At 59.3% G+C, this 12,768-nt stretch carries 6 protein-coding genes and 2 pseudogenes; 1 reads left to right on the top strand and 7 read right to left on the bottom strand.

The genetic code is table 11. The features are described 5' to 3' along the window. The 4 genes and pseudogenes from B4U45_RS28400 to B4U45_RS28385 form a co-directional block, all read right to left on the bottom strand. Window positions 1-623 (bottom strand): MFS transporter (locus B4U45_RS28400; RefSeq protein WP_219859586.1); only part of this gene is annotated, 623 nt, incomplete at its 3' end. A gap of 135 nt (window positions 624-758) precedes the next feature. Further along, the gene (locus B4U45_RS28395; protein WP_083156483.1) at window positions 759-1,298 is read right to left on the bottom strand and encodes a hypothetical protein; all 540 of its coding nucleotides are present in this window, start codon (window positions 1,296-1,298) and stop codon (window positions 759-761) included. A 114-nt stretch (window positions 1,299-1,412) separates the two neighbouring features. Continuing rightward, window positions 1,413-2,349 (bottom strand): annotated as a pseudogene (locus tag B4U45_RS28390) (SAM-dependent methyltransferase). A gap of 540 nt (window positions 2,350-2,889) precedes the next feature. After that, a complete protein-coding gene (locus B4U45_RS28385) occupies window positions 2,890-3,747 on the bottom strand; it encodes an enoyl-CoA hydratase (protein ID WP_075549873.1) in 858 nt (285 codons plus the stop codon). A gap of 643 nt (window positions 3,748-4,390) precedes the next feature. Between B4U45_RS28385 and B4U45_RS28380 the strand changes: the two genes are divergently transcribed. Beyond that, complete coding sequence (locus B4U45_RS28380; RefSeq protein WP_176358411.1) at window positions 4,391-7,096, top strand: helix-turn-helix transcriptional regulator; 2,706 nt, start codon at window positions 4,391-4,393, stop codon at window positions 7,094-7,096. Between the two features lie 304 nt (window positions 7,097-7,400). Here the strand turns inward: B4U45_RS28380 and B4U45_RS28375 are convergent, their stop codons facing one another. From B4U45_RS28375 to B4U45_RS28365, 3 genes and pseudogenes are all read right to left on the bottom strand, one after another. Next, complete coding sequence (locus tag B4U45_RS28375; protein ID WP_082275698.1) at window positions 7,401-9,404, bottom strand: bifunctional diguanylate cyclase/phosphodiesterase; 2,004 nt, start codon at window positions 9,402-9,404, stop codon at window positions 7,401-7,403. Window positions 9,405-9,421: 17 nt separating this feature from the next. Then, window positions 9,422-11,552: pseudogene (locus B4U45_RS28370) on the bottom strand (Rv1355c family protein). 853 nt (window positions 11,553-12,405) lie between these two features. Continuing rightward, a complete protein-coding gene (locus tag B4U45_RS28365; RefSeq protein ID WP_075549872.1) occupies window positions 12,406-12,669 on the bottom strand; it encodes a transposase in 264 nt (87 codons plus the stop codon). Window positions 12,670-12,768: the final 99 nt, after the last annotated feature.

Here is a 12,768-nt window from a genome sequence, read left to right as displayed (position 1 = left end):
ACCGCGATCGCGGGGGCAAACAACAGCTGCCCCGGCCAGTCGAGCTGAGTCGGATCAGGGTCTTTGGATTCGCTGACACTCAGTACCGTCAGTAGCCACACGATTGCGCCAAGAGGCACATTGACCGCGAAGACGCTGCGCCAGCCGAACTCCTCAACCAGGACCCCGCCCAATGCCGGGGCGGAACCCGCACCAATACAGCCAATGGCCATCCAGCCCGCTATCGCGCGTGCTTTCATACCCGGGTCGGGAAAAGCGTGGCTGAGCAACGCCAGCGAGAGCACCGAAATGAAAGCCGCACCCACACCCTGGACCACCCGGGCCACCGTGAGTATTCCGAGGCTGACCGGTACCGCGCAGATCACCGAAGCGGCCGCGAACACCGCTAGCCCAACGAAAAATCCGCGCCGGCGGCCATACCGATCGCCGATCAAAGCGCAGCTCATCAGTACCGCAGCCATACCGAGGCTGTAGCCGGCGACCGCCCACTGAAGACCCTGCTCACCGGTGTGGTACACCGCTTGGATGCTGGGCAACGCCACGTTCACGATGTTGACGTCCACAAACACCATGAAGATTCCCAGACCGGTCGCCACAATCGTCAGCCGCTGGCGCGGCGTCATTTTACGATGGGAAACCAGCGTCACTGCCATCTCAACCTACTTTCGGCGACAAGTGCGATAACCGAAGACTGGACCCGGACACCACTTCCGGAAGGCATCTCCATGAGGCGCTCCTCACGCATTAGTGCCCAGCTGTCAGTTTTGATTCTGATTGTCGGTATCGGGATTCAGTGGAAGTAATTCAATGGGTTGGTTGACGGGATCGTTTAGCATTTCGACGAGATCCCAAATGTCGACGATTTCGATCCTGACGGGAATTGCTTCGCCAAGGAACGGGTTAGCGAGACCACCGTCATAATTATTGCTATTGGCGGCAAACACCTGGAGATAGTTGTCATCATCGTTACCGCTGGTGTCGGTGGTGATATCGAGAGTATCATTCGAACAACTGTCGGATTTCGATTTGCCGTGATCGGCCAGATTGATTGTTAATCGGCCGGCGCTGATAATAGCGGCGTAGTCGTTAAGGGTATCCACGGCCGCGGTAACTCCGGTGGTCAAGACTAGTGCTCCTAGCGCCGCGCCGGCCGCGCGTTTACGCTGGCGCGATGTGGTGCGGCGGGTCGGAGAATCGATTGAATCAATTTTTATGGCGGTGGCGGTGCGCCTGAATTCTTGATGGTGTCGGCCATGTGAAGCCGGGTTGCGATGACAATTGTTTGCTGCGTCGGTCATTCTCACCATTCCGTAGTAGTGCGATCATGTATCGCGCGGCCGTCAAGAGAACTGGTCCTAATGCCAGCAAAAGATTTCCGAGGATGAGGTCGATGGAAAACGCGACAAAAATCCTTATCGCCGCTCCGCGGTCACGAAGTCGGCGAAGCTGTCCTTGTGGTCAGCGATCGGTACACCATTAACCCAGCGGTCCAGGCGGCGCAGTTCGCCGATGGAGTTCCGCGCCGTCGCGTGCCATCCGTGGGTGTTTAGCCAATCCGTGGCGACCGCCCGATCTGGGTCGTTGTAGTTGAGATCCTGCAGGTGCATCAGTTTTACGAGTCCGAGTTCGGCAGCGATATCGTTAAACCGTTGCCGCAACTCTTCTTTACGTTCTTCGGCGCAAGTGACCGCAGTTTCCACGGCAAGCCGACTGCCCACCGTGCTCAGCTCGGTGATCTGGGCAAGCAACCGGTCTTGGGCGTCGGCGGGCAGGTAGACCAATAGCCCTTCGACCAACCACGCTGTCCGCAGCGAAGGGCCGAAACCCGCACCCCATAGCATTGCGGGCCAGTCACCGCGCAGGTCTACGCAGACCGCGCGGAGGTCGACCGCGGGCGCAACACCTTGGGCTGCAAGAGTTTTAAACTTGTAGTTCAGTACTTGAGGCTGGTCCATCTCATAAACCGTGGCGCCGGGCGGCCAATCCAGCCGGTCGGCGCGCGTCCAAACCGGACGCAACGATGACTAACTGGCAGATCTTTCCCGCGACAGCGTCGGCGATGTAGGTGTCGAAGAACTGTGTCCGAATCGCCTGATAACTGCGTAGGTAGTCAAGGTATGCGGCGGTCTCGGGACCGGTGGATTTGAGCTTGGCAAACTGCGAGTCGTCAAGCAAAGTCCTCCAGACGCCGCTGCCAGCATCTGCAATCAGGAGCGCGGCGTACGGATCTCGGATCAAAGGGTCAGGCCGGCCGGTTTCGCTGGCGCCAGCAGCAGCCGCCATCACAGCGCTCGTGCTGACACCTGTTTCCACGTCCCGGGTGTCGGCATTGGTGCGGAGCGTGCTCAACGTGCTCTCCTAATCATCTCGCAGGGATGAGTTCGCGGTCGCGGGGACCTTCGCGGGGGCCGAGGTTTGTTGCTGGTTGACGGAGATCGGCTCAACCAGGCACACGCCTACAGCATGCAGCGATCACCAACGGGACAACATCAGCAAAAGTGCGTACATACCCTGCGATCACGCACAAATCGCTACGTCGCAGATTGTGGGGTGCCGCCGCCTAGTTTGGTCTGGAAGACGCGGTCGATAGCCGCTAACGGAAGCCCCAAGCAGCCGTTGGGCACGTCCGCGACCTCCGCACCCGACCCGGTCCGCACCTGCGCGCCGATCAGATCCCGTTAGGCGGGCACGACGAACACCACCGCAGACAGAGGCCAGCATTGCCGAGGTGGCGACGCACCACTACGGATCGGGTGTGACAAGCAGCGAAACGCTCGACGGCTGCCCCGGCCTGAGGCTGGCGGGATTGCGAAAGACGCCAACGAAAGTCTCGCGCGACAACATATTCCAACTCATATGTTCGCGTGTGAAATCGTGCCGTCGACGAGCCTATCGGCAATCGGTAAGTACGGACAGGCGCTTCTCGGCGCGCGCGGCGACCGCCACGTCGAAACGTCTTGTTAGCAACCGACTGTAGCGCTGCCCCGAGTCTTCGGTCTGCACGTGCCCGTCCACACTAGCAGCGTCGAGGTAGTCCCACAGTGCGCGCTTGGTCAATCCGGTGCCAATCCTTGAAAATCCCGCAATTCGGCCGGCCATCGTCAAGCAATGGTCCAACAGGTCTTCGTCAGCCACCCGACAAGACGCGAGCCCGATGCGCTCGGCCTCTACTGCGTCGACGTCCCGGCCTGTCAACATCAGTTCAAACGCTCTCGAAGATCCGATCGCCCTAGGCAGCAAGTAACTCAATCCGAGCTCGCTGGACGTCAGGCCGTTTCTGATTCCCGCGGCGCGAAAGTATGCGCTGTCCGCTACCACCCGGATGTCGGCAGCTAGCGCCAAACACATTCCGCCGCAATGGGTCGCGCCGTTGATAGCTGCGATCACCGGCTGGTGCATCAGTCGTAGCTGCCAGGTCACCTCGTCGAGCATTTCCAGTGCGCGTAATGCATCGGCCGGCGGCAGCAGTCCTTCATGCGGCACTTTGCCTGCAGGCTCTTCGTCGGCACCCGTGCAAAACGCTCTGCCAACACCAGTGAGTACCACAACTCGCACGGAATTGTCGCAGTTGATCTTTTCTAGTGTTTGTTTCAGAGCGACGACCAGCTCTAATCCCAAGGCGTTCATTCGGTCTAGCCGATTGAGGACTATTAGCGCTACGTCGGGACGCGGGTATTCCAGTAGCACCGGGGTGAGCGTTGGAAGGGTGTCCAGGGGCGAGAGGTAGCCTGTATCGATCGGATGCATGCCTGGAAGTATGTTGCGCTCCGATTCCGCGAACATCCGCCAAACCGCGTACGAGATGGGCGGTTTCGCTTGGCTCAAGACCAGCGCGCTCGTAGGGCGGGGCGCTCAAGTGTCTGCGGATGCGGCCAGAACCGGGGGGTTTTGACGCGAGGCGGAGGGGCACATCCGGGTCGACAGCGTGCATCGAGGTAGGGGATTCCAGGCGGCGCCACTGCGCCGATGCCGTGGCGGCGCGGATGTGTTCGGGGATCAAAGTGTGGTACAGGCGGCGGCCTTGGGCTCGCTGCGGCAGCTTGGGTGATGCGCGGTGAATAGTCCAGTCAGGTTCGGGATATGTCATCGATTGCTCCCGGGCAACATCCAGATACCTGGTTCGGCGAGCTTGGAGTGTACCGACGCGGTGCGGCGTTACACTGCTGTTTGACTTGGGTGAAAGGCGGTTGAGCAGGGTAATCACGGGGCCACAAATTGCCACCGGCCCGTTCGTCCAGGAAATCACGAGCGCAGCAAATAGAATGTTCTGATGTTGCCCTCTTCTTAATTATCATTGGTCAGCATCTTGATGGTTGGCAATTGTGGCAGAAATCCAACCAGACGTGTTCGTCGATCATCTTCAATCCCAGCGTTTTCACGTTAGAGAAACTTGGAGAAGAAGTTGAATTTGGAGTGCAATAGTTTCTACATCACCAGTTTTATTGGGCGATGTCAGCAAATCCAAGAGCTGCGCGAGCTTCTGGCTACCTGCCGACTCGTTACCGTGAACGGTCCAGGCGGAGTCGGAAAGACCCGGCTGGCCATCGAAATTTCGAGGATGCTTGAATATCCCGACGGTACCTGGATTGTGGATCTGGCCCCAGTCGCCGATCCAACAGTTGTACCAACGATCGCGGCGCACGCACTCGGTTTGATGGACCAGCCGAATCGCACGATGATGAACACCCTTAGTCGTTTCATTGGCGAGCGCAGGATGCTTATGGTATTGGACAATTGCGAGCATCTTGTGACCGCATGCCGAGAATTGGTAGTTTCACTGCTAACTGTGTGCCCGGGCTTGACAATTCTGGCGACTAGTCGTGAATCGCTCGGGGTGGCGGGTGAGATTGTCTGGTGCTTGCCGTCGCTTTCGGTTGCCGACGAGGCGATTCAACTGTTTGTCGAGCGGGCACGCCTGGTTCAACCAACGTTCGAAGTCACTGATCAGAAGCTTCGCACAATCTCCGAGATTTGTCACAGGCTCGATGGCATTCCGTTGGCAATCGAATTGGCAGCAGCGCGAGTTCGGTCTTTGTCGTTGACCCAGATCGCCGATAGTTTAGACGACCGATTTCGGCTGTTGACCGGAGGCCTAACCGCGATACCACGCCAGCAGACTTTGCGCGGTTCGATGGATTGGTCACACAATCTATTGTCTGAGAGCGAGCAAGTTGTTTTTCGCCGGCTCGCAGTGTTTCCAAGCACGTTCGACTTGGCCGCGGTGGTGGCGGTTGCTGGAGACGGCCGCGAGCCCTTTGCGGTGCTTGATCAACTCACGATGCTTGTCGACAAATCGTTGGTGGCGGTCGAAAAGGTTCAACGTCAAGCACGATATTGTCTATTGGAATCAGTTCGTGAATACGCGGCGGAAAAGCTCGTCGAATCCGGTGAGGTCGGAGTATGGAAACGGCACGCGGATTATTACACGCAGTTGGCTGCAAGCCTGGAGACGCCAGCGAGCAATGGGGGTCCGTTGTTTGTCGAGGTGGCTGAGACCGAGCTGGAAAATTTTCGTGCGGCGTTCATGTGGAACCGTAAAGAGGGGCACATTTCAGTCGCATTAAGTCTCGCTTCCTTATTGCAGCCGGTATGGCTCGGACGTGGCCGCCAGCACGAAGGTTTGGCCTGGCTGGATTCGATTCTTGGAGCCGAATACGACATTCAGTCTGAAATAAGACCCGGAGTCTGGGCGCGGGCACTTGCCGACAGAGTCTTGCTCAGTACGTTGTTGGCATCGACTGCAGTTGGCGCGCCGACCGTACTCTCGCAGGCACATCAAGCGCTGGCGCTAGCGCGTGAAGTGGGTGATCCGGCTGTATTGACTCGGGCGCTCGTCGCCTGCGGATGGTGCAGTGGTTACGACCCGATCGCGGCTCAAGAGTACTTCGGCGAAGCCATGGAGGTCGCGAGGACGATCGGCGATAGGTGGTCATTGAACCGAATTCGTTACTGGCGGTTGGCCTCCGCCTGCATTGCGGGCGATCCGACAGAATTGCGAGGAGCGAGTGATCAAGCCTTCGAACTTGCGGACGCTATCGGGGATCGATTCGTTGCGCGGCAATGTCGTTTATGGGCTTGCGCGGCGTATGCCTGGGAAGGTTACCTGGCCGACGCACTTGAGCGATGCTGTGAGGTTACCATCGAAGCCGAGGACGCCACCGACATTGTTACCCAATCGCTAGGTTTGTACCTGCAAGCGTGGTTGTCGGCTCACAAAGACGGCGCAGCGGCCCTGGTAGCGGCCGATGCTTGTGTGAAATCCGTAAGTGAGTTAGGCAAAGTCTTTGAGGATTGCGCTTATTCAGTAGTGGCATACGCGGCCTTGGCCGCAGGCGATATCGGCGCCATCGAGGCGTACAACCTCACCGTTGAACATCTCGCACCTGAACGCCAATTGCCTGTCCACCATGCAGTCGCGGCGCAGTTGGCCTTGATACAAGGCGATGTCGCAACTGCGCAACGGCTGGCCGACCAGGCTGTAAATTCCACTAGCGGGTGGCATCTCATGATGGCACTGAAAACACGCGCTCACATCGCGATCGCGCAGGAAAGACTCGGCCAGGCCCGCGATGACGCCCATGCCGCGGTGAATTGCGGTGTCAAATTGCAGGCCTACTTGGGGATGCCCGATCTGTTGGAGGTGTTGGCCCACTTAGGCGGGGAGGCAGGTAGTCACCATGAAGCGGTGCGTCTTCTGGGCGCTTCGGCAGCCCAACGGGAACATACCGGGGAAGTCCGCTTCAAGGTCTGGGACGGCGACTATGAGGCCTTGGTTGCCCGGCTGCGTTCGGCGATTGGTGGCCAGGAGTTCGATTCCGCCTGGACCGAAGGCAACGCAATGTCGATCGACGAAGCGATCGCTTACGCGCAGCGTGGCCGGGGTAAACGTACACGGCCTGCGACCGGATGGGCATCTTTGACCCCAGCTGAACACAATGTCGTCAATTTGGTTACCAAAGGAATGACCAACAAGGAAATCGCGAAAAAGCTCTTCCTTTCGCCGCGCACTGTGCAAACACATCTGACCAAGATTTACGGCAAGCTTAACATCACGTCACGGGTACAACTCACCCAACAAGCCGCCCGCCACCGCTGATCATCATGCCCCATCTTCGTCAAACCGCTAGGGGCAGCAGGTTTGTTCAGGACAGTGCGGGCGGCCGACTCGACATCTACCGTGTCGGTTGTCTTGCCGCGGCTGCATCGTTCAGCCCCGCTCGCGCGGTTGGCACCAGTTAAACCTCACAGTCGTAAATCTTCGGGATGCTCCCAACCAACAGGACCGCTATACACCTTTACGCTCCGGTTCGTATCTTGCTTGGTATCGTGCCAATAGAAGGTGTGCACGAAACCCAGGGCGGCTCAACGAAATCCACCAGACCATATCAGGTCGGAAGAGCCTACACTTTCTGGACGCAACTAGCTGCCATGTGAGACCGGCCGAGCACACCGATCGTGTATGAACCTGCTTGGGGCTGTTCGGCATTAGGATCTTGAGTCTGTGACTGCCCGAGCTCGTCTCTGTTGGACGTGGCAGTTGTGACTAGTGGGAGGCGCTTCGGGGCGATGCCTTCGGCCAGCAGCGATTCCATCGTCGCGCCGTCGACGGGGCGCGAGAACAGAAATCCCTGTGCGCGATGACAGCCTAAGTCCAGCAATATCTCCGCCGCAGAGGCGGTCTCAACGCCTTCAGCGACCACTTCGAGTCCAAATTCCTTTGCTAATGCCATGATTGCCCTCACGATCACCAGATCACTTCTGTTGCTACCGAGTTCGGCTACGAACCCCTTGTCAATCTTGATCGTGTCAACCGGCAGGGATTTCAGATGGGTGAGCACGCTGTAGCCGGTGCCGAAGTCGTCGATGGCGAGATGGACTCCGATCTCTTTTAGCCCGCAAAGTGTCTTGCGAGTGGCCTCGAGGTCTTGGACCACCGCACTTTCAGTGATTTCCAGGCAGATCAGGTTGGCGTCGAGGTTGAACTGATCCAGCGTGCTGGCCACCGTGTCAACAAATCCTCCGGCTACCAGTTGCACTGGCGAGACGTTGATGCGCAATAACGCATCAACGCCCAAACCGGCCGACCGCCATCGACGGAATTCTGCGCACGCCAAGCGCATCACCATTCGGCCCAGCTTGCCTGCAAGATTGATGGATTCGGCTACCTTGATGAATGAGTCAGGCAACAACAAGCCCCGCGTCGGGTGTTGCCAGCGGACAAGCGCCTCAGCGCCCAGAATCTTGCCGTTGCGCATGTCTATCTCGGGAAGGTAATGCAGCACCAGGTCAGTATCGATCATCCCTGCCAAGTGCAATTCAACGTCCGTTTGCAGTGCATGTTGTGTTCTTACCTCGTGGTTGAGAACGACAACCTTACCGCCGCCAACGCTTTTCGCCGATAGCGCCGACTGATCGGCCCTGCGCAGCAGCTCTGATGCGGTGTCGTGTCCCGGGAGACCGCTGGCAACGCCGATGCTCACAGTGCGGGTGAGCGCCTCGCCATCAATCACCACTTGTTTTTTCAGCTGCGTCTGCAGGCGATGTGCGAACAACTCGGCAGCATCGATCGACATCGGCTCGGCCGGCACCACTACGAACTCGTCTCCACCAAAACGGCCCACGCACGCCGAATCTTGGGTTGCCTCGCGCAGCCGGTGGGCAAGGACCTTGATCAGTTGATCACCAGCGGCGTGACCGAGATAGTCGTTAACCAGTTTGAGCCGATCGAGATCGAGGAAGAGCAACGACACCGGGCCGGGCTGACCGCTTGCCAGCCGATTATTGAGATGAGCGGTTAGAGCTCGTCGGTTCAACAACCCGGTTAAATCATCATGGTCCGCCAAGTATCGCAATTGTTCTTCGGCAACGATACGGGCCTGCAATCGTTCTTCGGCAATGAGGCGTGCCTGCAACTGCGCGAAAAGAGTTGCAATCGCTTGAAGTGCGTACAACTCGTCCGCATGCCATCGCCGGTCACCGTACTTGACGAAGCCGAGGACGCCGGTAGTGACCTCTCCGGAGAGCAACGGTACGCACGCCAGGGAAACGGCCGGCACGGCAGTGCCTTGCTGGATGCGACGCTGGTAGTCCACATTGGCCCGTTCGGGATGCAACACGAGCGGGTCTTTGGCGTGCTCGCACAGGGCAAAAATCGGATCTGCGTCATCGAAATACACGACGCCGATCGGATCGGGATCGGGCACATAATCGCGTTGCGGCCACTCCGCGACCAGCCTCGTCGCACGAATGTTGTGATCGTTGTGACGAAGAAAGCCTGCATCGACGCCGAAGTGATTTACCAAGTCGGCTAGCACCCGTTTACTAATCAAATCCGCGGTGGTCACCGTAGCCACCATGAGCTCCGAGGCCACCGCAGTGACAAGCTCGTCTAGGGAACGGCTCATGGTCGTAATCCAGCCGCTCACACCGACACCACTCGGATGCGATCAAGACTGCGGCGGCTCCGCACCGAGGTGGACCGGGCGGTCGTTAATCGGAGCACCAGTGCGATGGAGTCTTGGGCCGAGACGGGGAACAAACTGTGAAAGTCGCTGCGTAGCTTGCCCAACTCATCAGCGAACTGGGCAGACAATGCGTGCAGCTCGCTCGCTTCATGGGTGTAGATAAATGCCGGCGAAATCGGCTGCACGCCAAGCAGGTAACGGTTTGCGGCGATCCATACTGCCTCAACCGTCGATCCGCCGCGAGCATAGTCGGTCAACGTACGCCCAGCGACCAAAACCACGGCGAGTGCAGAACTGGCTGTGACGCGACGGTGAGTGTCTTGGCCCAGCGCAGTGCCGGCGCTCCACTGGGCCAAGAGCTCCATCACATCCGTACGACGCAGCAGGTCCAACTCGACAAGCTGATCGCGAGCCATTTCGAGGCTGCACACCTCGATACCAGTGTCCGGAAACGGATCTCCCGGCCAGCGCAGCTCCGACATCATTTCCGCGTGCAGCCGTGGCGTCAGAAAACGGATACGGTCAGCAGCAGCTAGGATGGCGGCCGCACGAGCGATATCGTCCCGTGTGGTCAACAAATGCACATGCGCGCCTTCGGCGGCCGCCGCTTCCCTAAGCACGTCGATCGTTTCGACCGGGATCGGTGTCGGTTCGCCGTGGTGGCGGTTGGTCTCGCGGGCGAGCATGGGTTCATAAATGGCAGCCAGTCCGGGATCTTGTCCGGTACCTAGAGTCAAGGTAGCCCGCAGCGGCGTGCCGCCTCTGTTTTCAGCCAAGTTCGTCGGCCCGAGGACACCATAGGCAGCGGCTGCAACCTTGGCGTTGAACAACGCTGCCCCTACCGCGACGGCGCTGGCGCGGTAACCGACGTCGAGGCTGACCGTGTGTTCCGGCGCGACGTCAATCACCAGGGCATCGGAGCGAGCTTCGATGCGCCAGGGCTGTTGGTTACCGCCTGAAGGCGCGCGCATCGCGGCAGCGCCGATGACATCAGCAACCCCGGCCACCGGGTGTTGTACACGCTTCGGCCTCACGGCATGGTGCCTGGGCTGGTCTGGCTCGGTGAGTTGGTTGAGCGCTGCGCCGATGTCGATCCGAGTGCGACCCGAATGCAGCTGCTCGCCGAGACCGATTCGGCGCACCGCTTCGGCCAGGGCCGAAGCTCCCAGTGCCACTTCTCCGGCCAGCTGGGGCCAGGTCGACAGCGTGTGATCGATCTCAACTAATGAAGCCGCGTTACGGGACGACAGGCATTTGGCTTCCAGCAATCGCAGGATGTACGGAATCTTCTCACGGCTGCTCATCGCAGCAAGCGATCGGACATCAAGGTCACCGAGCAAGCCGTGCAATATTGGGCGTTGCGGCTCCAAGTCGAACCGCTCGATATCGACTAGGCCGCGGTCACTGGTGGACATCAACACCGGGATGCCACGGCTGCGGGCGCTCTCACGTAAACAGGTCTTGATCTCGAGCGAATCGCATTCCTCCACAACGATATCCAGGCCCTCTAGGAATTCTTCAACGGTGTCTGGGGGTGAGGCCAGCGTCAAACACGCGCAATGTCAGATAGGGATCTAGCTCGGCGATGCGGCGCGCAGCTACCTCCGCCTTATTGGTTCCAAGGTCGAACACCGTGGCGGGCACCCTGTTGAGGTGGTTAGACAGCTCCAGACAATCGAAATCCGCCAAACGAAGTTGCCCGCATGGGCCTTGGGCGGCAAGCGTATAAGCGATCACATGCCCCACACTTAGCCCAGCCACCCCGATGCGCAGTGCACCCAACTGAGCCTGCTCTTCGGTAGTAATCCCATTGCGGTTGCGATCCAACCGCAGGGTGCGAAACGCGCGCGGGCCCAGTACCGCCACGACGGCCCGTCGCCACGGGTAATGCACCCATCGGCTCGGCTCGGCGAACAGCTCCGGATCCGGCTTTGGTCGCAAGCTCGACAATTCCTGCAGTTGCCGGCCAAGATGGTCAACAAATTCGACGGTAGGGTCGGCACGAAGTCGCTCTAGCACTGCGACATCAGCGGGGTCGTCGGAGACCAGGACCCGCGCGGGCCGGCCCGCATCGGGCTCATTGCTCACCGAAGGGGTCCCAAGGTTGCGCCCCGACGGAGCGGCCGCATTAGTCGGGCCGTGCCACGATCATCAGCTATCGAATGCGCCGCGATCGGATAAGGGGCACCCAACCAGCGCACCCCGGCTCGCGGAATTGACTGGCCAGTCCCGCTGTCGCCTGATTCGTCACAAAACAATCGTTGAATCATGACTTCGAGCTGGAAGCCACACCGCATGTATGGCCACCGGTTGCAGGTCTTGGTGTGCAGCGAGTTGCGGCAGTTAGGACCGAACCCCGACGGCCATCCGGCGATGTCAGGTCGTGTTGCACGATAAGCGCCCTCAAAGGACTTGCTTAGCCAGCTTTGATCGTCCCGCTCATGCGTGCCTGACATCATGACCGCGAGTTGTGGCACACAGGCCTTCGTGGAGGCCTTCCCGCGCTCGGCCTCGCAAGACCGCACGGTATTGGCAGGTGCACAGCCCAGGCCTTCGCCAGCTGCCACCTCGGCTGCGGTCATGCTCACAGTTTCCCTCACTATCGACGGACTCGCGGCCACGCACCCACCGCGAGAACCAAAAGCCCTCTACAGCTGACCAAGACTCGGCGTGAGGAACATCAGCCAAAGTGCGCATTTTTCCCATCGACATATTCAGGACGGGTCGGTTCCGGTCTAAGAGCGAGGGTGCCCGTGATGCCTCACGTCAATATGCCCGCGAAAATTAGTCGATGCCTCCACGTAGGAATGCCCGCGAAATATGGTGGTTCAGCAGGCCTTGGTCCGGATGCCTTTGCGGATGTCGGGTAGGGCGGTGGGGATGCTGGCCAGGTGCTTAACCGTGTAGGTGGCCTTCTCCGCCTCGATCACCCGGTAGGCTTCTACCGGTGTTGTTCGGAGACGAAGAAGGCCGCGGCTTTTTTCAAAAACTCACGGTCCAAACGCAATTCGGCATTCTCACGGCGCAGGCGCTCCAACTCTGCGCGTTCATCAGCATCTAGCACCACGCCAGTATCGCCAGCCGAGGAGGCTTCGCGTTGGAGGCGCACCCAACGCCCCAGCACTGCTTCACCAACACCGATCTCGGCGGCCACATGCGCCACCGGCCGGCCGGTCTCAATCACCAGGCGGGCAGCCTGCGGAATTTGTCAACCTGAATGAGGCACCGTCGAGCGGTATTTACTGAGTGGCCTCCTCGGTGTCGTCGGGCTTGTTAATCCACGAGCCGCTGGGCAGTTTCGGTG

Source organism: Mycobacterium persicum (assembly GCF_002086915.1).
GTDB classification, from domain to species: Bacteria; Actinomycetota; Actinomycetes; order Mycobacteriales; family Mycobacteriaceae; genus Mycobacterium; species Mycobacterium persicum.
The sequence above is the reverse complement of the archived record's forward strand: the minus strand, read 5'-3'. Positions and strand labels throughout refer to the sequence as shown.